This is a genomic window from Bacillus sp. EKM501B (genome assembly GCF_011800505.1).
Classification (GTDB): domain Bacteria; phylum Bacillota; class Bacilli; order Bacillales; family Bacillaceae_G; genus Bacillus_A; species Bacillus_A cereus.
On the sequence record NZ_JAALFZ010000007.1, the window covers coordinates 140,907 to 161,992 of the forward strand.

Consider the following 21,086-nt stretch of genomic DNA (forward strand, 5'->3'; position numbering starts at 1 on the left):
TGGTTCCTTTGATACCTAAAATTTTAATAGTAGATGACGATCCACACATTAGAGAACTCGTTTCGGTATTTTTAGAACGAGAAGGTTTTCAAACATATGAGGCAATTGATGGAGTAGATGCACTTCAGAAAATGGATGACGTAAAAGTCGATATGGTTATTCTTGATATCATGATGCCAAATATGGATGGATTTGATGTATGTTTTGAATTAAGAAAATACTATGATATCCCGGTTCTGATGCTAACTGCCAAAGGGGAAACATCACAAAAAGTAAAAGGATTTCACCTTGGGACAGATGATTATCTTGTAAAACCATTTGACCCTATAGAATTAGTAGTGAGAGTAAAGGCATTATTGAAACGTTACCAAATTACAGTTTCCCAATCGATTCAAGTTGGAAATGTATTATTAAATCGTAAAACATTCGAAGTTACATCTGGAGAACAAACGGTTACATTACCGTTAAAAGAATTTGAGCTGCTCTTTACTTTAGGGTCTAAATCGGGAAGAACTTGTTCGAGAGAGCAATTAATTGAAGAAATATGGGGATATGATTTTGAAGGGAATGAACGTACACTAGACGTTCATATTAATCGGTTACGTGAGAAGTTTCAAGAAGAGCAGTCGAAATTTAGTATTAAAACAATAAGAGGATTAGGGTATCGCTTAGAGGTAAGTAAATGAGAAAAAGAAAACGAATGAGTAAGTTGAAGATGCTGAAAGTATTTGGAGCGGTATTAGCGCTCTTTTCTTTTCTTACTATAATTTGGTCTATCGCATTTTATGTAGCAACTAGTATATTGAATGCTTTTGACGTAAACGTATCGCCGTTTGTTGCTTTTCTAATTAGTGATACGGTCGGTTTTGTCTTTATTATTCTTATTTGGACATTGATTGGAATATTAATGAGACCAAAACGAGAGGCGATGATTTGGACTATTATTGAACCGATACAAAAAATTGCAAAAGGAGACTTCTCCGTAAAAATAAGAAATGAAGAAAAGTATGATGGTGAAATTGGCGTGCTCGTAAAAAGTATAAATGATATGACAGATGAACTGAATACGATGGAGAAAATGAGACAAGAGTTTGTATCGAATGTTTCTCATGAAATACAGTCACCGTTAACTTCTATAAAAGGATTTGCTAGAGCACTACAAGACGATAATCTTTCTGAGGAAAAAAGAAAGCATTATCTTACCATTATTGAAACTGAAACAACGAGATTATCTAAACTAAGTCAAAATTTACTAAAGCTAACTCTTTTAGAATCAGAAGAGTATACACCAGAAAGAGTGAGCTATCGATTAGATCAACAATTAAAGCAAATTGTGTTAAATAGTGAACCACTCTGGGCTGAAAAAGAAATTGAGTTAGAACTAGATTTAGAAAAAGTATATGTTATTGCTGACCAAGAAAGTATGAGTCAAGTGTGGATTAATTTAATTCATAATAGTATTAAATTTACTCCAAGCGGTGGTACGATTACTATTCAGTTAAAGGAACATGAGACAGTAGTGGAAGTGCGTATCCGTGATTCAGGAATTGGTATATCAGAAGAACAGAAACAACATATTTTTGAGCGTTTTTATAAAGCGGATTCTTCACGAAATCGTGCCTATGGAGGAAGTGGCTTAGGTTTAGCTATTGTAAAGAAAGTACTCGACCTTCATCAAGGAGAGATAAAAGTGGAGAGTGAGGAAGGAAAAGGTACTGAATTTATTGTGCGTATGCCGAATCATGAAGAGAAATAGTGTTAGAAGGAGAACCTTCTAACACTATTTCTCTTTAAAAATGCATTTACCGTTACTGCAATTATATTGAAAAGCTTTTCCTTCGCTTTTCATACTCATACACTCCCCTATGCTGGATTTGTTTTTATTTTACATGAATAATGGTAAAAAAATGAAACTTATAAATAAAAACTTTCTATAGTTACCTACAAGTAACCTACGCACATGAAAGTGCATCATTGCCTTTTTACATAAACATAGATACAATTTTAATATAATACATAACTGAGATGATTAAGGAGTGTTATACTTGGCAGAATTATTACAAGGTAAAAATGCTTTAATTACAGGAGCAGGTAGAGGGATTGGTCGCGCTGTAGCAATCGCATTAGCGAAAGAAGGCGTAAATGTAGGCTTATTAGCTCGTTCAGAAGAAAACTTAAAAGCTGTAGCAAAAGAAGTAGAAGCAGAAGGTGTAAAAGCTGTTATTGCAACTGCTGATGTTTCTTCATATGAAGAAGTGACGACTGCGATTGAAACGTTAAAAAATGGTTTAGGATCTATCGATATTTTAATTAATAACGCTGGTATTTCTAAATTCGGTAAGTTTTTAGAACTAGACGTTGCTGATTGGGAAAAAATCATTCAAGTAAACTTAATGGGTGTATACTATGCAACTCGTGCAGCTTTACCGAGCATGATTGAACAACAATCTGGTGATATCATTAACATTTCATCTACAGCAGGACAAAAAGGTGCACCTGTAACAAGTGCATATAGTGCTTCTAAATTTGGTGTCCTTGGCTTAACAGAATCGTTAGCGATGGAAGTTCGCAAACATAACATTCGTGTAACAGCTTTAACTCCAAGTACAGTAGCAACTGATATGGCTGTAGATTTAGGATTAACTGATGGAAACCCTGATAAAGTAATGCAAGCAGAAGATATTGCAGAATTTATCGTAGCGCAGCTGAAATTAAATAAACGTACATTTATTAAATCTGCTGGGCTTTGGTCTACTAATCCATAGGAATTAAATTTAACTTTAAAAGAAGGGATATCTATTCTGTAAGGGGTAGATGTCCTTTCTTTATTTTTTGTATTCGAGACAGAATTTTCGGTATAATTAAAAGTGAATGGTAGAAAGCATTGGGAAATTGAAAGGGATGGCAGTTGTAAAAGAGTGATGTAAGGAGGAAAAAGGGATGAAAAAGAAGTTTCAAAAATTATAACATGTATCGTGTATAACGAGATTAGCTCGTGGACCTCCAATATACATAACACTATATTATATATTAAAAAATTGGAGGATATAAGTAGATGAGAACTGAAAAAGAAATGTTAGACGTAATTATAAATATAGCAAAAGAGGATGAAAGAATTCGAGCAGTTATCATGAATGGATCGCGTGTAAATCCAAATGTGAAAAGAGATTGTTTTCAAGACTATGATATTATGTATGTTGTAAATGATATACAATCTTTTACGTCTAATCATAATTGGGTTCATAGATTTGGAGAAATAATGATAGTACAAATGCCAGAAGAAATGTCGTTAGTTCAACCAGATGAAGATGGGAAGTTTCCATATTTAATGCAGTTCATGGATGGGAATCGGATTGATTTAACGCTAGTTCCAGTTGAGTTAATAAAAAAGTTCGTTGGACAAGATAGTTTAAGTAAACTGCTTCTTGATAAAGATAATTGTATGGAAGGATTCCCGCCAGCAAGCGATAAGGATTACTTAATAAAAAAGCCTACAGAAAAAGAGTTTTTGGATTGCTGTAATGAATTTTGGTGGTGTAGTACAAATGTGGCAAAAGGGTTATGGAGAGAGGAACTTTCTTATGCAAAAGGAATGCTTGAAGGACCAGTGCGAGATATGTTCATCGTAATGCTAGAATGGCATATTGGTATGAAAACAGACTTTACAGTTAATACAGGGAAGTTTGGAAAGCATTTCGAGCAATATATTGAAGAAGATATGTGGGAGCAATTTAAAAGGACATTTTCTAATGCTGAATATGAAAACATATGGGAGTCATTCTTTGTCATGAGTGATTTATTTAGGGAAGTGGCGAACGAAGTCGCTAACACGTATGAATATCAATATCCGCAAGAAGATGATGATAAAGTAACGAACTATTTAAAACATGTGAAAACTTTGCCAAAAGATAGTACATCAATTTATTAATAATATAAAGCAGTAAGACTGTCCTAATTAAGGACAGTCTTATTTTTGTTTATGAATAACAATTTCTCTAACAAAGTGCAGATGAATCACATATGAAAATTTAGGGAGGTTTTTTATCATGTATTATTTTTATTCGCCACAAATGTTTACTCCATATCAATGGGGACTAGAACGAGATGTTTCGTATGCTTATATGCCATATAACTCACTTTATTATGGAGAATATATAAGCGCATTGCCATACGCATATATCCCTCAAAGCTATGAAGTACAAATGAAAGCAGATGATCGTGGATCGTGGACACCATTTTCATGGGTTGAAAAATATGCGTACGCATTTTCAGGACCGTATAATAAAGCGGAAGTAGCTCTTACATTTGATGATGGACCAGATTCAGAATTCACGCCAAAAATATTAGATAAGTTAAAACAACATAATGTAAAAGCTACTTTTTTCTTACTTGGTGAAAACGCAGAAAAATTTCCGAACGTAGTAAAGCGTATTGCAAATGAAGGGCATGTAATTGGTAATCATACGTATAGTCATCCGAACTTAGCGAAAGTAAATGATGCTGAGTATCGTAATCAAATAATAAAAACGGAAGAAATATTAAATCGTTTAGCTGGTTATGCACCGAAGTTTATACGTCCGCCATACGGTGAAATACTTGAAGAGCAATTGAAGTGGGCAACAGAGCAAAATTTTATGATTGTACAGTGGAGTGTTGATACAGTTGATTGGAAAGGTGTAAGCGCTGATACGATTACAAATAATGTATTAGGGAATTCATTTCCAGGAAGTGTCATCCTTCAGCATTCAACACCAGGTGGGCATTTACAAGGATCTGTAGATGCACTAGACAAAATCATTCCGCAGTTAAAAACGAAAGGGGCACGTTTTGTAACACTTCCAAGTATGTTCCACACATCAAAAGAAAGAAATTGAATGTGTTATAAATTTGAAAAAAGGGTCATGTCGTATAATGAAGGTGTAAGTTAGGAGGGGATATAATTGATGTATGCACTAATAAACATAGGAATGAGTATTTTAATAGGTACTATATTTATACTTGCGGCAATTGTTCTTCAAAAAAATCCACCGACCGATATTAATGCGGCATATGGTTATCGTACGAAACGATCTATGAAAAATAAGGAATTATGGGATGCGGGTAACAGGTATAGTGCAGAAGTGATGAAGCAAAACGGATTCATCATGATGTTAATTGGAAGTGTTATTAGTATACTGTTTAGATATCCACATACAATAATAGCGATTATGGTGGTTATGCTGTTATTAATTATTCTTTTATTTATACAAGTAGAGAATAAATTAAAGATACTTGAACAATAATAAAAAATAGGACTCTACGCAATATTATGCTAAGAGTCCTATTTTATTTATAAACTATTATTTTTTAATAATTCTTTTCCTTTCTCTATAACAAATTCATAGTATGCAAGATCATATGGATAAATATCATCAAAAGTTATCGTTATCGGTTTATTGCTCAAAACAGAAGTAGCTGTAAAAGATGAAATTTCACCATTTAATAGTTGTAGAAAAGAAGTTGCATGTACTTTCATCACATCGTCTACTTCTTCACCTGGTGCGAATGGAAGTGGATTGATGACATTGTGAAAATACATATGACAAAATTCACGATCAGTAAGATTTGAAATTTCATAATCTATTTTAAAGATTCCTTTGTATACTAAATCAGTAGTTTGAAAGGAAAGCCCCAATTCTTCTTCGATTTCACGAAGACCACCAATTTGTACATCTTCATCATGCATAATATGTCCAGCTGAAGTAATATCCCATATAAGTGGAGCTTCTTTTTTATTTTTAGAGCGTAATTGGAAATATAAGAATATATCTTTAGCATCTTTTTCTACAAACCAACAATGAAATGTTTCGTGCCAATCACCGTCACGATGCACTTCATCGCGTAATTTCTTCCCAAGTGTATTTCTTTCAGAATCAAATATTGTTAACCACTCTGTCATTTTAATTCCCCTTTCTGCAAATTTTATTATACAATATTCGTATTGAATTTTGGGAAAATAAAGAAAAAGAGGCGATTATAAGTGGAGATAGAGCGTATGGAAATAAAATCGATTATTTCAACAGAGGAAGAGTTACGGAAAATATTGGGGAAACCAAGTGAGCGAGCATTGAAAAAAGTTATTTCATCATTAGACCACCATGGTGTAGATTTCCTTTCTAAATCTCCTTTTCTAGTATTATCTACTGCAAATAAGTTGGGGGAGTGTGACGCCTCGCCGAGAGGAGACGCACCTGGATTTGTATACGTACTCAATAATAATAAAATTATCATTCCAGAAAGGCCAGGAAATCGTCGTATAGACTCCATTTTGAATATTATTTCAAATCCACGTGTAGGACTAATCTTTTTTATTCCAGGTCTTGGGGAGACACTTAGAATAAATGGCCGAGCGTATATTACAAACGACGAAGAAATTTTGAAAGAAATGCAGGCGAATGGACGTAATCCGTTGCTTGGAATTGTTGTTGAAATAGAAGAGTGTTACATTCATTGTGCAAAAGCGTTTATTCGTTCGAAGATATGGGATCCAGAATCTTGGTTAAATAAAAAAGAGTTACCTTCAGCAGCAAAAATGTTGTTAGAGCATGCGAAAGTGAATGCTTCAGAAGAAGATGTTGCACGTTCTTTAGAAGAAAGTTATACAAAAAGATTGTATTAAAAATTTTATTGATATAATTTTGTAAGGTGAGTATGTACGGGTTTTAGAATGGGGATTTATCCCGCATTAACGGGCAGTAACACCCCTACCTCAAAATTCAGCGAAAGCAAAGAAGTTAGGTGGGGATCAACTGCCCGTAAAAGCCCGATTGGTGAAGGCTAATAATCAGTGGGGATGAACAAAATCCTCACTGATTAAAGTTTCACTTTATATATGAACCGTTGATTTATAAACTGGAGAAATGACAAAATAGGTAAATTGAGTGGCAGTTGCATAATGCTATTGTGAAATATAATAAAAAATTATTTTGAAAATAGTTAGTAAAAATAGGCTTGCTTTTTAAAAATTTGATAACTATAATAAGTTAACAAATAGACATGAACGAAAAAGTAATGATAAGGACACGAAATCATTTTTACGGTTTACAGAGAGGGAAGCCAAGGGTGTGAGCTTCCTAACACGAGAAATGATTTTACCACCTTTGAACTTCAATAGTGAACGAGTAATCTAGTAATTATTGGCGGTATCAGCCGTTATCTGAACTTGAGCAATCTAGAAGGAGATACGTCTAGATTGGAACAAGGGTGGAACCACGAAAACACATTCGTCCCTTTCCTAGGGATGAGTGTGTTTTTTATGGTATAAGAGATTGAAAATTTAAAATAATTAAAAAATAGTATTGATTTTGTTTTTTATGCGAGTATAATGAGTTAACAAATAAACATGAACGAAAAAGTAACGATAAGGACACGAAATCATTTTTACGGTTTACAGAGAGGGAAGCCAAGGGTGTGAGCTTCCTAACACGAGAAATGATTTTACCACCTTTGAACTTCAATAGTGAACGAGTAATCTAGTAATTATTGGCGGTATCAGCCGTTATCTGAACTTGAGCAATCTAGGAGGAAATACGTCTAGATTGGAACAAGGGTGGAACCACGAAAACACATTCGTCCCTTTCCTAGGGATGGGTGTGTTTTTTTACTTTGAAAGGAGGTGCGGTAATATGAAACGATTTATAAGTACGGAAATAACCACCACCTGCATGACAAAAAAGCAGAGTAAGGTGATTTATAGATGTAACAATTAAACTTTTAGGAGGAGATTAGAAGATGAATAACGTTATAAATGTTGGGGTATTAGGTTTAGGTACGGTCGGAAGTGGTGTTGTTCATATTTTGAAAGAACATTATAAAAAAATCGCACTTGATACAGGATACGAAGTGAAAGTGAAAACAGTCGTTGTACGTGATTTGGAAAAAGAACGCGATGTTTGTATTGATGGAATTGCAGTAACAAGTCATGCAGATGAAGTTCTAAATGATTCAAATATTGATATTGTAGTAGAGGTAATGGGCGGAATTGAAGAAGCAAAACAGCATATTGTTAAGGCTTTACGAAATAAAAAACATGTCGTAACAGCAAATAAAGATTTAATGGCTGTATATGGTGCAGAGCTTCTTCAACTGGCGAACGATAATGATTGTGATTTATGTTACGAAGCGAGTGTAGCGGGCGGTATTCCAGTGTTAAGAGGACTAACTGATGGGTTAGCATCAGATCAAATTGAAAAAATAATGGGAATTGTAAATGGTACAACAAATTATATGTTAACAAAAATGAGTCAAAATGGATGGTCTTATGAAGAGGCTTTACAGGAAGCACAAAAATTAGGCTTTGCAGAATCGGATCCGACAGCAGATGTAGATGGACTAGATGCGGCGAGAAAAGTAGCAATTCTTGCAAACTTAGGTTTTTCGATGAATGTTTCATTAGATGATGTGCAAGTAAGAGGGATTCGAAAGGTCGAAAAAGAAGATTTACAAATGGCTGAAAAGTTAGGATTTACTATGAAGTTAATTGGTAAAGCTGAAAAACAAGGACCAGCCATTCATTTAAGTGTAGAACCGACGCTTTTACCGAGCCAGCATCCATTATCAAATGTGAATAATGAATTTAATGCGGTGTATGTCCATGGCCAAGCGGTAGGAGAAGTGATGTTTTATGGACCCGGAGCTGGGAAGTTACCGACTGGTTCTGCTGTAGTAAGTGATATTATTTCAATCGTTAAAAATATGAATCAAGTTCCGAAAAATAAAAGTGCGTTAAAAGAACCAGTTCCTTATGAATTACAAGGTGATGAAGAAGTAGTTTCGAAATATTTCTTACGTATTTCATTACAAGATGAGCCTGGGATGTTACAAAAAATAACAGAATGTTTCGTTAATTATTCTGTAAGTTTAAAAGAGGTTATTCAATTACCTTTAAACCGTGAACTGGCAGAAGTCGTTGTTGTGACACATCGAACTTCCAAGTATCAATTTGAACGAGTTTTAGAAGCGATAGAAGCTGTCGCAAGTGAAATAAACAGTTACTACATTATTGAGGAGGAAAAACAATATGTATAAAGGACTATTAAAACAGTATGCGTCTTATTTACCGGTGAATGAAAATACACCTGATGTCAGCTTAATGGAAGGAAACACACCACTTATTCCATTATTAAATATATCAAAACAATTAGGGATTCAGCTATATGGTAAGTACGAAGGAGCGAATCCGACAGGTTCTTTTAAAGATCGTGGTATGGTTATGGCAGTTGCTAAGGCGAAAGAAGAAGGTTCAGAAGCAATCATTTGTGCATCAACAGGTAATACATCAGCGTCAGCTGCAGCATATGCGGCACGTCTTGGGATGAAATGCATTATCGTAATACCAGAAGGAAAGATTGCACATGGAAAATTAGCGCAAGCGGTCGCTTATGGAGCTGAAATTATTTCAATAGAAGGGAATTTCGATGATGCGCTTAAGGCTGTAAGAAATATTGCTGCAGAAGAGCCGATTACGTTAGTAAACTCAGTAAATCCTTATCGAATTGAAGGGCAAAAAACAGCAGCGTTTGAAATTTGTGACCAATTGCAAAATGCACCAGATGTTCTAGCTATCCCTGTTGGGAATGCAGGGAATATTACAGCGTATTGGAAAGGCTTCTGTGAATATGAGAAAGAAAAAGGTTATAAAAAGCCAAGAATTCATGGCTTTGAAGCGGAAGGAGCAGCTGCAATTGTAAAAGGGCATGTAATTGAAGAGCCTGAAACAATTGCAACAGCGATTCGCATCGGTAACCCAGCAAGTTGGTCGTATGCAGTAGAGGCTGCCGAGCAGTCTCGTGGTGAAATAGATATGGTATCAGATGAAGAAATTTTACATGCGTATAGGTTATTAGCAAAAACTGAAGGAGTTTTCGCTGAACCAGGATCAAATGCTTCATTAGCCGGCGTAATTAAACATGTTCAATCTGGGAAAATCAAAAAGGGAGAAACAGTTGTTGCGGTATTAACTGGAAATGGTTTGAAGGATCCTGATATCGCTATTTCTTCAAATCAACTAGACATCGCAAGTGTGTCAAATGATATAGAACAAATTAAAGATCATATTAAAGGGGTGATTATGTCGTGATACCATTTAGCGTTCGTGTCCCTGCTAGTACGGCGAATGTTGGTCCTGGATTTGATTCAGTTGGAATAGCTTTGTCATTGTATTTAGGTGTGGTGGTTAAAGAAAAAGCTGATAAATGGCAAGTAATCCATTCCTTTGAAGAATCAATTCCGACAGACGATAAAAATTTAATCGTTAGCACGGCATGTAAAGTATGTCCTTCTATATCACCCCATATAATAGAAGTTACTAGTAATATCCCATTAACGAGAGGGCTAGGAAGTAGTGCATCAGCGATTGTAGCTGGGATAGAGCTTGCGAATCAACTAGGCAATTTGAACTTAACTGCTGATCAAAAAGTTCAAATTGCTACAAATTTTGAAGGACATCCTGATAATGTTGCTGCTTCTATATTAGGTGGAACTGTAATTGGAGCACTTGATGGAAAGGATGTTTCCGTCGTAAGAATTGAGAGCAAGGAATTGGGTGTAATTTCTCTCATTCCGAATGCAGAATTAAATACAGATGAAAGTCGATCTGTATTACCAAAGATGTTTCCGTTTCATGAGGCAGTTAAAGCTAGTGCGATAAGTAACGTATTAGTAGCTGCATTATGTCAAAAGCGGTGGGAAGTTGTAGGTGAAATGATGGAGAGAGACCATTTTCACGAACCATATCGTTTAGAACTCGTACCATTATTACCATCTATTCGTAAATGCGCAAAAGAATTTGGTGCGTACGGCACAGCACTTAGTGGTGCGGGGCCATCTATTTTTATATTAACGCCATATGAGAAGCGTCAAGAAATCGCTGAGCAATTAGCGAGAGTATTTACAGATATGAAAGTATGTGAGCTTGAAATCGACCATAAAGGTATTATTGTAAATAAGGAAGAGCATATTGGATCGTAAAGAAAGCTGGCATGGCTAGCTTTCTTTACGTTGCAAACCTATTTTAAATTAGGTTTTTTCGGAAAAATATAAAACAAATGTTGATTTTGAATAATGTAAGTAAAGAGTGCATTCATTTTGGAGGTGATTAAATGAATAAAGAGTCACCAGAAGAAAAAAGAGAGCGTATGAGACAAAGTGAATTAAAAAGTAATCCTACGGGTTCTTTACGTGACGGACTCAATAGAGCGGAAACGGGTAGTCCAGTTGATATAGCAGGCGGTATGAATTGGAAAGGTACAGGAATAATCATTTTAGTACTACTTTTAGGATACATTGTATACACTTATTTTTTCAGTTGAAGAATGCTTGTTAAAATTTTGATTTGTTTAGTTTCATAATTGTTGAGAAAAAATGTAGTTACTGTATTACATATCTTCTAAGCGAATTATAGTTGTTCATATCAACTTTTAATACTCCAAACAGAGCTAGCAAAATGCTAGCTCTATTATTTTTTGCCACATTTCTGTAACAAAGCATCTGTATATTCATTGGTGGAGGTGCAGAGGATGAAAAAAATGATAGCGATATGTCTTCTTACAACTATGTCGTTTTCGACTTTAGTCGGTTGTGACGTAAAAGGTAGTAATGCTGTACAAGAGTCTAAAATAAAGAAAGCGACGTATAAAGATTTTACTTATGATGTAAATCCAGAAACATTCACATTAACTGTAGAACATGAGGGGGCAAAGGAACAGGCATCACAACCCCTACCGAAAATGAAGGTATCGAATGTAAAAAAAGAAAAGGATCGTACATCGTGGGAATATCCAGATCAAAAAGTAAAAATAAAATTAGAAAAGAAAAAAGACCACTTAAACATTGAAGTGGAATCGACTGGTGCAGAAAGCTTTACATGGCCGAAAGTAGAAGCTGAAAATTATACACTTCCGTTATGGGAGGGTAAGCAAATTCCGAGCAATGATGAGAATTGGAAGAAGTTTTTAAAGGATGATGCATATTCATTTGCTGAATCATTTTCTATGAAGTTTTTCGCATTAAATGGTTCGAAATATTCAATTGTATATATTGCAACGAATATGTTTAATAATGAATTGAAATTTCATTCGGATCCGAAAATAGGATTTGATTTTACACATGAATTTCCGAGCATAAATAAAAATAAAACATATGGATTTCAATTATATGTGACAAATAATGATGCGGTAAGCATTGCTAAACTGTATAAGGATGATATTGTTCGAAAAGGTGAATTTAAAACATTACAAGAAAAGGCTAGAAAAAATAAAGAAATCGAAAAGTTATATGGAGCGGCGCATTTTTATTTTTGGAATCAAAATGGTTTATTAGAAAATAATATAAATTGGCCAAAACTAAGGGAGCAAATAAATAGCCCGCTGTTTAGTCATATAAAAGAACTTATTCAAAAGAATAGTTCCGAGCCTGGGGAACTGAATGTATTGGATCAAGTAAGTAAACAAGATTTCATTGATAAGTATCAAAAAAATGTTATTTTACGTTATATAAACGAAGTATTATCGATGAAGGAATTTTATAAAGAGGATATTTTTCAAAACGTTAATCAGGAAGCTAGTGTGCTATTAAAGAAAGGTGTAGGTCACTTAACGAATACAGAATTGTATAGCTTAAATAAGCATTTATTAAAGTCGCTACTTGGTGATGCGGTTGAAGAGGTAAGTAAATGGGGTAATGCAGATGGAACGGATATATTAAAGGAAATGAAAGAGGCAGGAATAGAAAAAGCGTGGATTGGTCTGCCGAACTGGGAACAAGGATTTATGCAACCTAATTTCGTGACAAAAGCTAAGGAAATGGGGTATTTAGTTGGTCCGTATGATTCGTATCATTCCATTCACGAAAAAAGTGATAAAAATTGGAACACAGCATCCTTTAATGACCCGTCATTATACGAAGAGGCTACTGTAACGAAGAAAAACGGAGAAAAGGTGCAAGGCTTTTTAGGAAGAGGTCGCAAGTTAAATCCGACTTTATCGCTGCCTAGTGTAAAGGAACGCATGAATGATATATTACAAAATGGTCCTAAATATAATTCATGGTTTATTGATTGTGATGCGACAGGTGAAATTTACGATGACTATTCAGCGAAACATATAACGACGCAAGAGCAAGATTTAAAAGCACGTTTAAAACGAATGGACTACATTGCGCAAGAAAAGGGTATGGTCGTTGGTTCTGAAGGCGGAAATGATTTTGCTAGTAGTACGATTGCATTTGCACACGGAATTGAAACACCTGTTATTAAATGGGACGATGAAGATATGCGGAAAAATAAAACAAGTCCGTATTATGTCGGTGGATATTGGTCACCAAATCAAAATGTGCCTGAAAAATATGCAAAACAAGTACCATTGAAAGAAGAATATAAACAAGTATATTTAAACCCAGTATATTCGGTACCATTATATAAATTAGTATACAATGATTCCGTTATTACAACGCATCATTGGGAATGGGGAAGTTTAAAGGTAAAAGATGAAGTTGGAAATCGAATGCTGTCTGAATTATTGTATAATGTTCCTCCGTTGTACCATTTAGATGAAGTAGAGTGGAATAAGCATAAAAAAGAAATTACAGAGCATCTAAAAGTTTGGAATGAAGTTCATGAAAAAGCAGTAAAAGAAGAGATGACGAATTTTGCGTATTTGTCAGAAGATAAGCTAGTACAATCTGTTTCTTATGGAAAAGATATTAAAATCATTGTGAACTTCTCAAATGAAGACATGGAAGTAGAAAAAACGAAAATAAAAGCAAAGTCGGCTTACATTGATAATCAGGGGAAGAAAAGTGTGTATACGCCGTTTGAGAAATAATAAAGTTAAATATACTGTATTCATAGAGATTTTATAATTAGCTGGATTCTTTATTCATATCGTTTGTTAGGAAAAAGACATTCTAATTTAAAATGAAAGAGTTAATAAATTTGTAAATCCGTATGTTGCGAAGTGTTAAATTTTTGAAATTGGTAAATAGTGACTTGCCAAAAATAAGTACGAGAGTATAATGTGAAATGGAATACGTATTGGGTTTAAGTAGTAACCTTACAAAATTGTAAGGTTAGTGAAAGGAAATTCAATATGAAGATAAATAGACTTACATTATACTTGGTAAAGAGAAAGAGAGGCGAATGGGTATGAGCTCTGAATTAGAACAAAATACGAGAAGTAATAAAAAGCGTTCTAAAAGAAAGTCAATAAAATGGTTCATATTAATTCCATTTTTCCTACTTATTTTTGGAGGAGTAGGATATGGTTCGTTTATATATAATAAAGCAAAAGCTGTTGTAAATGATGCGTATGCAAAAATTGATAAGTCATCAAAGCGTGATAAAGAAGTTGAACCTTTAAAGGATAATATTTCAATATTAATCATGGGTGTAGATGGAAGTGAAATGAGAAAAAGCCAATATGGCGAAGCAGTTCGAACAGATGCACTTTTATTAGCAACAATTAATAAAGATGATAAGTCTGTTAAGCTAGTAAGTATTCCACGTGATTCACGTGTTTACATTCCAACTAGAAAAAAATTAGATAAAATTACTCATGCTCACGTATTTGGTGGCGTAGAAAGCACACGTGATACGGTGGAAAGATTTTTAAATGTCCCTGTTGATTATTATGTGAAGTTTAACTTTGAATCATTCGTACAAATTGTCGATTCAATTGGTGGTATTGATATTGATGTACCAGTTACTTTCACTGAACAAGATAGTAAAGACCAAGCTGGTATGATCCATTTAGAAAAAGGTTACCAACATTTAAATGGAGAACAAGCACTTGCACTTGCAAGAACGCGTAAAATTGATAGTGACGCAATGCGTGGACAGAGACAGCAACTTGTAATAGAAGCAATTGCTAAAAAAGCGATGTCTGTTCAATCAATTAGCAAAATGGGCTCTTTACTGGATGCGGTTGATAAAAATATGAAAACGAACTTAACATTTGACGATATGCTGGCCATTACAAAAAATATGGCAGGATCTAATTTGGAAATGGAAAAAATGCAAATAGAAGGTACAGATAAACGTATCGGTGGTATTTATTATTACATTCCAAATGAAAAAAATGTAAAAGACATTTCCAAAAAATTAAATGATCATTTAGGTGTAACGCCAAAATCAGTCCGAAACGAATAATAAAAAAAGATTGGCTTTTGCCAATCTTTTTTTATGGGAATGTATTTGTAACTTTTCTGTAACGATTTTTTAGTTTAGAAAAATTATACTCATATGTATGAGTATAATGGATAGGTAAAAAAGTAAAAGGACATATTCAAAATTTGTGGTAAGGAAAGATATCATATGCAGAAATGGTTAAGCATGATGGGAATTATCTTTATATTGACTGGATGTAAAATGTCTGAGGCTCCAACAAGTCTAATGGAAGCTCCTACAAATGAAAAATGGATTAATGAATTAAAGGAACAAATTGATAAAGATTTACCTGTTAATTATCGCTTACTTACTCCAATGTCTAACAAAGATAAACAGATGATTTGGTCAATGAATTTTAAACAAGATAATAAGAAAGAAGCCATCTTATTTTATAAATTGCCGAATGAAGATCATAGCGTATATTTAGCCGTATATGAAGAAATCGGAAATGGCTGGAGAATAAAGTCCACACATAAATTTGATGGAGGAGATGTAGATATCGTTGAAGTCGGTGATTTTACAGGGAACGGGAAGAGAGAGTTGTTAATCGGAATCTCTGTAAATCGTGAATCGTTAGAACATGTTATGTATGTTTTTTCGGAAGAAAATGAAGAGATGAAGGAAATATATAATCGAAGTTATACGAAGTTATTCATAGAGGATCTAAATGAAAATGGACTGAAAGATATAAGCCTTGTTACATTTGAAAAAGATGAGAAGCTGACAGTTGAGTTCATGGAACAATTTAAGACTTTATCTGAAGTGTCATACGATCCATTTATAAATAGTATTCAAAGAATACAAATGGGTCGTATATCTAAATCACTAAAGGCGGTAGTAATTGATGCAGGAGTTGGCGCTCATTCAGGTATAACTTATGTAGCAAAATTTGATCAGGATCATTATGAAGTATTACCTATAGATGGGAAAGAAGATTTATTTAATGAATATGTTGTAGAAAGTAAAGATGTTAATGAAGACGGCATTATTGAATTTGTTCGTACTGTACGTCCAAAAGGTTGGGAGGATAAATCACATGGCGATAGTCCGCTTTTTGAACGTTACATACAGTGGAGTGAATCTGGAATTAAACCAATTGAAGAACGATATATAGATATAGAAAAAGGATATTATGTGAAAATTCCTAAAGAGTTAATAGGGAAAATTACAATACCAGATCAGCAAAAAGAATCAAATTCTCAAAAGTTTTTGGATACAAGAACAAATGAAATATGGCTTGAAGTTCATATTTTTAAGCGGAAAGAATGGTTCAATATAAAAGGCTACAGCGCAGCAATTAAAACAGCTTCTCACGTATATGCAGTACCGAAGCAATCGAAATTTGAAAAAGTGAAAGAATATATAAAACCGCTAGCGGATTATCAACAAGAGTAGGAGGTGGGAATTATGTCAAAAATTTTAGTTTTAGAAGATGAATTAACAATCCGTAGCTTTATTGTTTTAAATTTAAAACGTGCTGGATTTTATGTAATAGAAGCTACTACTGGAGAAGAAGCGTTACAGATTTTGAGTGAACAAACTGTTGATATAGCACTGCTGGATGTTATGTTACCGGGAATTGATGGTTTAGAAGTTTGTAAGGCTATCAGGAAAGAAAATGAAAAAATGGGTATTATTATGTTAACCGCACGTGTACAAGATGAAGATAAGGTGCAAGGACTAGGAATAGGGGCAGATGATTATATTGCAAAACCGTTTAGTCCAGTAGTATTAACTGCACGTATACAGTCTTTATTAAGAAGAATAGAAGTACATGAAGAAAAAACGAATATTGTTACGTCAGGTCCATTTTCGTTAAATATTATAGAAGAAAGATTGTATAAAGATGGACAATTAGTCGATTTAACACCTACAGAGTATATGATATTACAGTATTTAATGAATCAGGCTTCAAAGCCAGTTTCGCGTGATGAAATTTTAAATATGATTTGGGGAACCAATTACGTAGGTGAAACGAAAGTAGTAGATGTAAATATGAGACGGTTACGTCAAAAAATAGAATGTAATCCATCAGAACCTGAATTTATTCTTACGGTGTGGGGAAAAGGATATGTGTGGAAGGAAAGTATAAGATGAAACGGAAAGTGACTCTATATTTTATGACGGTCATTACACTTATGCTTGTATTATTTGAAGTTGTATTTTCAGTTTCAATTTATCGATACTATTATAATGGTATTGTGCAATATATAGAGTCTCATGCGAAAACGAGTACACGTTTTTTTTCAGAATACAATTCACTATACTTTATTCGATTACAAGAATATAGTGGTGACATAATTAGTAGCTTTCAATTAGAAGGAACAGAATTACAGTTAATTGATCGTCACGGCTCGGTTATACAATCTTCAAGTGGTGAAAAGGTAGAAGGTAAAGTGAATATTCCACAATCATTATTAGAAGGTGAAATGTATAATCAAGTTACTACGAAAGGTAATAAAAAACAACTAGAGGTGCTAAGCCCACTTATACATCAAGGACAAACTATTGGTGTTTTAAAATACACGACTGTTTTAACAAATGTAAATAAAAAGATTATTGAAATTATTACGTTTACTATTTCTGTAGGTATTGTTATTTCAGGAGTTGCCTTCTTAATTAGTAGACGTTTGGCAAATTCATTTGTTGAGCCAATTGAATCCATTATTCAAGCCTCTTCACAAATTGCAGAAGGCACATTAAAGCAAAAAATTAAAGAAGATTATCCTGGAGAATTAGGTGACTTGGCACATAGTTTAAATTATATGGCCTATAAAATAGATAAGGCTGAGCAGATGAAAAATGAATTCATTGCTTCTATTTCGCACGAAATACGAACGCCTTTAACAGGAATTAAAGGTTGGAGTGAGACGTTAAAAACAGTAGATCATTTAACAGAAGAAGAAATAAAGCAAGGTATGGGCATTATTTCAGGTGAGACAGATAGGTTGATTCATTTAGTAGAAGAATTGCTAGATTTTTCAAGATTACAATCAAATCATTTTAATTTATATAAACAAAAGGTGCAATTGTACGATATACTAGAGGAGACGATTTGGCAATTAACTCCTAAATCGGAAGAGAAGGAAATTCAATTTATTACTACTATAGACCGAATTGAATTGATGGGAGATCGAAATAGGCTAAAGCAAGTTTTCTTGAATATTGTTCAAAATGCAATTAAGTATTCACATGAAAAAAGCACAATACACATTGAAGCGACTAAAATAGAAGGACAAGCAGTGATTAAGGTAAGAGACGAAGGGATTGGAATTGCTAAAGAACATTTACCATATATTGAGCAATCATTTTACCAAATTAATAATCATGCTGCAGGTGCAGGTATTGGTTTAGCTATCGTTAAAAAAATGGTAGAGCTTCATGGCGGTGCGCTTAGTGTTACAAGCAAAGAAGGAATAGGAACAACAATTTTGATAAAACTCCCATTATAATACAAATAAAATCTATTTATATGGTGAAATAAAAATAAATAGATGTATAATTATATTGGGCGATTTATATATAAGATTAATAGGGAGAGGAATTCGATAGAATGGAAAAAGCTTTAAAAATTAAACAAATAGTAGTCGTTTTAATAGCGATTGCCGCAGTAGCTATTGGGTATTACATGTTTCAATCAATTACTTCACCAGCAAAAGCTGTTGCGAAACAAGAAAATGTAGTGCAGCTTGCAAGTGAACAGCCGAAAGTTGAAATGAATAAAACGGCACCAAGTCGTTTTAATGGAAAAGAAAGAAAAGTTGCTTATCTTACATTTGACGATGGGCCAGGGAAATATACGGCTGAATTATTAAATACGCTAAAACAACATGATGCGAAGGCGACGTTCTTTTTAATTGGAGCGAATGTAAAAGAATTTCCTGATTTAGTGAAACGTGAAAATGCTGAGGGTCATTATGTAGGCATGCATAGTATGACACATAATTTCGCAAAGTTATATAAAAATGGCGAGTATGTAAATGAGATGAAAGAAGATCAAGGTTTAATCGCTAATATTATTGGGAAATCACCTAAATTAACACGTCCTCCATATGGTTCGATGCCTGGATTAAATGAAGGTCTTCGAAATAAAGTGGTAGAAGGCGGATTTAAAGTATGGGATTGGACAATTGATTCATTAGATTGGAGATACAATAAAATGCCAGTTGATGCAGCTGCAGCACAAATTGCTCAAAATGTATTAACAAACGCAACAAAACCACAAGAAGTAATTTTAATGCATGATATTCACCCGCAATCAGTTGCTGCTGTGCCAGCAATTTTAAAAGGGCTAAAAGAAAAAGGTTATGAGTTCGAAGCTTATCATGAAGAAAGTCACTTCCCAGTGAACTTCTGGCATGATAACCGTATGTAATGGAGGAATGAACGTTGAAGTATGGAAAAGTAGCAGTAGTTGGAGCATTATCAGTAGGACTTTTAACAGGTTGTTTCGGTGAAAAGCCAGAAGAAAATCTATATACAGCTTTTGAAACAGCAGCAACACAAGAAAAATCTTTAGTGGATGAAGCAAAAAAATTAGAGCAGTTAGAGAAACAAGGGCAAGAATTATATGCTCAAATTTTGCAAGAAGGTAAAGATCATAATGAAGCAGTTGTGAAGAAAATAGAGCAAGCTACTGCAAATGTAGATGATCGTGAAAAAGTATTGAAAAGTGAGAAAGAAATGCTAGAAAAAGCACAGAAGGAAACGAAATCTGTTCAAAGTAATATAGAGAAGATTGAAGATAAGAAGTTACAAAAACAAGCAAAAGCAGTAGAAGAGTCGTATAAGAATCGTTATGATGCATTCCAAAAGATGAATGAAAATTACACGAAAGTGTTAGCGACTGAAAAAGAACTGTATGAAAAATTAAAAGTAAAAGAAACGAAATTAAAAGAAATCGGTGAAAAAGTTAAAACTGTTAATGAATTAAATGTGGAAGCACAAAAGTCGAAAGAGCAGTTTAACAAATTTACAAAAGAGTATAATGACAGTAAATTAGCATTCTACAAAGATGCAGAAATTAAGATTAAAGATCAGAAATAAAGAAGAATCTAAAGTGTAATAAAAAGCCGGAGAAACATCGTTATAAATGTTTTTTCGGTTTTTTACGTTAAATGAATAGAAAAGACTGGAATTGATATCATAAAAGAGTTATAGTGAGTTATTCTAAGGGAAACATTGTAAAGTAAGGAGAATGGGAATATGTCATATGAATTTTTACTCAAATTAGGTTTAGCACTCTTTTTAGGATTATTCATCGGGATAGATAGGCAGCTAAAGAATAAACCACTGGGTGTGAAAACAAGTATGGTTATTTCTGTAGCAAGTTGTTTAATTACGATGGTTTCAATTGAATCTGTGCATGTATATTCTGTTCCAGGACATACAAATATGGATCCGATGCGACTGGCCGCTCAAATTGTTAGTGGAATTGGTTTTCTTGGCGCAGGTGTCATTTTACGAAGAAGTAATGACGTTATTTCTGGATTAACAACAGCTTCTATGGTGTGGGCTGCTTCAGCTTTAGGGATCGCAATTGGTGCAGGATTTTATTTACAAGCGACAGTTGCTATGGTTTTAATTATTTTAGCGATTAATGTACTTCCGCAACTTGTGAAAATTGCAGGACCGTATTCATTAAGACAAAAGGATTTATCTATAAAAATTACTGTTAAAGAGCATCATGAGTTAGATGGTATATTTAAGCAAATTAAAAATTTAGGCATGCATGTGAAACGCGTGAAAATTAAAGATATAGATAGTGGAGCATTTCAGCAACTGGAGATGGTTATTTTAGCTCCAGAAGATTTATATACAACAGAGTTATATAGTTCCCTGAAAGAGATTGATCGAGTAGTTTCAGTTGAAGTGGAAAGTAGATAAT

General features: G+C 33.9%; 20 protein-coding genes, 1 pseudogene and 2 other annotated features. Of the genes and pseudogenes, 19 read left to right on the forward strand and 2 right to left on the reverse strand.

Features of this window, described 5'->3' with window-relative positions:
• Positions 1-8: 8 nt before the first annotated feature.
• Together hitR and hitS are read left to right on the forward strand one after the other, a co-directional pair.
• Positions 9-686: an envelope stress response regulator transcription factor HitR gene (hitR, locus tag HFD78_RS15770; RefSeq protein WP_000612414.1), complete on the forward strand. Its 678-nt coding sequence runs from the start codon at positions 9-11 to the stop codon at positions 684-686.
• Complete coding sequence (gene hitS, locus HFD78_RS15775) at positions 683-1,756, forward strand: envelope stress sensor histidine kinase HitS (RefSeq protein WP_001231624.1); 1,074 nt, start codon at positions 683-685, stop codon at positions 1,754-1,756. Before hitR ends, hitS begins: the two co-directional genes overlap by 4 nt.
• 24 nt (positions 1,757-1,780) lie before the next feature.
• Here hitS and HFD78_RS30095 read toward each other — a convergent pair.
• Positions 1,781-1,849 (reverse strand): annotated as a pseudogene (locus HFD78_RS30095) (DUF3139 domain-containing protein); the annotation flags it as partial.
• Between the two features lie 196 nt (positions 1,850-2,045).
• Between HFD78_RS30095 and HFD78_RS15780 the strand changes: the two are divergent.
• The 4 genes from HFD78_RS15780 to HFD78_RS15795 all read left to right on the forward strand — a co-directional run bounded on the left by HFD78_RS15780 (position 2,046) and on the right by HFD78_RS15795 (position 5,282).
• Complete coding sequence (locus HFD78_RS15780) at positions 2,046-2,765, forward strand: 3-ketoacyl-ACP reductase (protein ID WP_000818985.1); 720 nt, start codon at positions 2,046-2,048, stop codon at positions 2,763-2,765.
• Between the two features lie 290 nt (positions 2,766-3,055).
• Positions 3,056-3,928 (forward strand): aminoglycoside 6-adenylyltransferase, encoded by an 873-nt coding sequence (locus HFD78_RS15785; RefSeq protein ID WP_001258542.1) that lies wholly within the window; start codon positions 3,056-3,058, stop codon positions 3,926-3,928.
• A gap of 118 nt (positions 3,929-4,046) precedes the next feature.
• Positions 4,047-4,874, forward strand: a complete 828-nt coding sequence (locus HFD78_RS15790; protein ID WP_000291225.1) for a peptidoglycan-N-acetylglucosamine deacetylase — start codon at positions 4,047-4,049, stop codon at positions 4,872-4,874.
• A 69-nt stretch (positions 4,875-4,943) separates the two neighbouring features.
• Complete coding sequence (locus HFD78_RS15795; RefSeq protein WP_000271092.1) at positions 4,944-5,282, forward strand: SdpI family protein; 339 nt, start codon at positions 4,944-4,946, stop codon at positions 5,280-5,282.
• Positions 5,283-5,329: 47 nt separating this feature from the next.
• Here the strand turns inward: HFD78_RS15795 and HFD78_RS15800 are convergent, their stop codons facing one another.
• Positions 5,330-5,938 (reverse strand): NUDIX hydrolase, encoded by a 609-nt coding sequence (locus HFD78_RS15800; RefSeq protein ID WP_000141382.1) that lies wholly within the window; start codon positions 5,936-5,938, stop codon positions 5,330-5,332.
• Between the two features lie 81 nt (positions 5,939-6,019).
• On the opposite strand from HFD78_RS15800, the gene HFD78_RS15805 reads away from it, so the two are divergent.
• The 13 genes from HFD78_RS15805 (at position 6,020) to HFD78_RS15865 (ending at position 21,085) form a co-directional block, all read left to right on the forward strand.
• On the forward strand, positions 6,020-6,658 hold the full coding sequence (locus HFD78_RS15805; protein WP_000402139.1) for a pyridoxamine 5'-phosphate oxidase family protein: 639 nt from the start codon (positions 6,020-6,022) through the stop codon (positions 6,656-6,658).
• A 383-nt stretch (positions 6,659-7,041) separates the two neighbouring features.
• Positions 7,042-7,273 (forward strand) — a binding site (T-box leader).
• 114 nt (positions 7,274-7,387) lie between these two features.
• Positions 7,388-7,619 (forward strand) — a binding site (T-box leader).
• A 151-nt stretch (positions 7,620-7,770) separates the two neighbouring features.
• Positions 7,771-9,066: a homoserine dehydrogenase gene (locus HFD78_RS15810; RefSeq protein ID WP_001066899.1), complete on the forward strand. Its 1,296-nt coding sequence runs from the start codon at positions 7,771-7,773 to the stop codon at positions 9,064-9,066.
• Positions 9,059-10,117, forward strand: a complete 1,059-nt coding sequence (thrC, locus tag HFD78_RS15815) for a threonine synthase (protein ID WP_000276439.1) — start codon at positions 9,059-9,061, stop codon at positions 10,115-10,117. Before HFD78_RS15810 ends, thrC begins: the two co-directional genes overlap by 8 nt.
• On the forward strand, positions 10,114-11,007 hold the full coding sequence (gene thrB / locus HFD78_RS15820; RefSeq protein WP_000612105.1) for a homoserine kinase: 894 nt from the start codon (positions 10,114-10,116) through the stop codon (positions 11,005-11,007). Before thrC ends, thrB begins: the two co-directional genes overlap by 4 nt.
• A gap of 131 nt (positions 11,008-11,138) precedes the next feature.
• A complete protein-coding gene (locus HFD78_RS15825; RefSeq protein ID WP_001031483.1) occupies positions 11,139-11,348 on the forward strand; it encodes a DUF6366 family protein in 210 nt (69 codons plus the stop codon).
• Positions 11,349-11,555: 207 nt separating this feature from the next.
• Complete coding sequence (locus tag HFD78_RS15830) at positions 11,556-13,859, forward strand: glycoside hydrolase (protein ID WP_000738150.1); 2,304 nt, start codon at positions 11,556-11,558, stop codon at positions 13,857-13,859.
• 320 nt (positions 13,860-14,179) lie between these two features.
• Positions 14,180-15,181 (forward strand): LCP family protein, encoded by a 1,002-nt coding sequence (locus HFD78_RS15835; RefSeq protein WP_001987131.1) that lies wholly within the window; start codon positions 14,180-14,182, stop codon positions 15,179-15,181.
• 165 nt (positions 15,182-15,346) lie between these two features.
• Positions 15,347-16,594, forward strand: a complete 1,248-nt coding sequence (locus HFD78_RS15840; RefSeq protein ID WP_001174863.1) for a hypothetical protein — start codon at positions 15,347-15,349, stop codon at positions 16,592-16,594.
• A 12-nt stretch (positions 16,595-16,606) separates the two neighbouring features.
• Positions 16,607-17,296, forward strand: coding sequence for a response regulator transcription factor (locus tag HFD78_RS15845; RefSeq protein ID WP_000036068.1), 690 nt, complete (start codon positions 16,607-16,609; stop codon positions 17,294-17,296).
• Entirely contained in the window at positions 17,293-18,651 is a 1,359-nt protein-coding gene (locus tag HFD78_RS15850; RefSeq protein WP_000824531.1) for a sensor histidine kinase, read from the forward strand. Before HFD78_RS15845 ends, HFD78_RS15850 begins: the two co-directional genes overlap by 4 nt.
• 101 nt (positions 18,652-18,752) lie before the next feature.
• Positions 18,753-19,574, forward strand: coding sequence for a peptidoglycan-N-acetylglucosamine deacetylase (locus tag HFD78_RS15855; protein WP_000409484.1), 822 nt, complete (start codon positions 18,753-18,755; stop codon positions 19,572-19,574).
• A gap of 14 nt (positions 19,575-19,588) precedes the next feature.
• A complete protein-coding gene (locus HFD78_RS15860) occupies positions 19,589-20,245 on the forward strand; it encodes a YkyA family protein (protein ID WP_000873565.1) in 657 nt (218 codons plus the stop codon).
• Between the two features lie 159 nt (positions 20,246-20,404).
• Entirely contained in the window at positions 20,405-21,085 is a 681-nt protein-coding gene (locus HFD78_RS15865) for an MgtC/SapB family protein (RefSeq protein WP_000119510.1), read from the forward strand.
• Position 21,086: the final 1 nt, after the last annotated feature.

What these genes read in the sequence shown, in the direction of transcription:
- HFD78_RS15795 (WP_000271092.1), top strand. Translation starts at nt 4,944, where the DNA reads ATGTATGCACTAATAAACATAGGAATGAGTATTTTAATAGGTACTATA.
- hitS (WP_001231624.1), top strand. Translation starts at nt 683, where the DNA reads ATGAGAAAAAGAAAACGAATGAGTAAGTTGAAGATGCTGAAAGTATTT.
- HFD78_RS15850 (WP_000824531.1), top strand. Translation starts at nt 17,293, where the DNA reads ATGAAACGGAAAGTGACTCTATATTTTATGACGGTCATTACACTTATG.
- HFD78_RS15800 (WP_000141382.1), bottom strand. Translation starts at nt 5,938, where the DNA reads ATGACAGAGTGGTTAACAATATTTGATTCTGAAAGAAATACACTTGGG.
- HFD78_RS15855 (WP_000409484.1), top strand. Translation starts at nt 18,753, where the DNA reads ATGGAAAAAGCTTTAAAAATTAAACAAATAGTAGTCGTTTTAATAGCG.
- HFD78_RS15840 (WP_001174863.1), top strand. Translation starts at nt 15,347, where the DNA reads ATGCAGAAATGGTTAAGCATGATGGGAATTATCTTTATATTGACTGGA.
- HFD78_RS15835 (WP_001987131.1), top strand. Translation starts at nt 14,180, where the DNA reads ATGAGCTCTGAATTAGAACAAAATACGAGAAGTAATAAAAAGCGTTCT.
- HFD78_RS15845 (WP_000036068.1), top strand. Translation starts at nt 16,607, where the DNA reads ATGTCAAAAATTTTAGTTTTAGAAGATGAATTAACAATCCGTAGCTTT.
- HFD78_RS15830 (WP_000738150.1), top strand. Translation starts at nt 11,556, where the DNA reads ATGAAAAAAATGATAGCGATATGTCTTCTTACAACTATGTCGTTTTCG.
- HFD78_RS15790 (WP_000291225.1), top strand. Translation starts at nt 4,047, where the DNA reads ATGTATTATTTTTATTCGCCACAAATGTTTACTCCATATCAATGGGGA.
- HFD78_RS15865 (WP_000119510.1), top strand. Translation starts at nt 20,405, where the DNA reads ATGTCATATGAATTTTTACTCAAATTAGGTTTAGCACTCTTTTTAGGA.
- thrC (WP_000276439.1), top strand. Translation starts at nt 9,059, where the DNA reads ATGTATAAAGGACTATTAAAACAGTATGCGTCTTATTTACCGGTGAAT.
- HFD78_RS15785 (WP_001258542.1), top strand. Translation starts at nt 3,056, where the DNA reads ATGAGAACTGAAAAAGAAATGTTAGACGTAATTATAAATATAGCAAAA.
- HFD78_RS15825 (WP_001031483.1), top strand. Translation starts at nt 11,139, where the DNA reads ATGAATAAAGAGTCACCAGAAGAAAAAAGAGAGCGTATGAGACAAAGT.
- HFD78_RS15810 (WP_001066899.1), top strand. Translation starts at nt 7,771, where the DNA reads ATGAATAACGTTATAAATGTTGGGGTATTAGGTTTAGGTACGGTCGGA.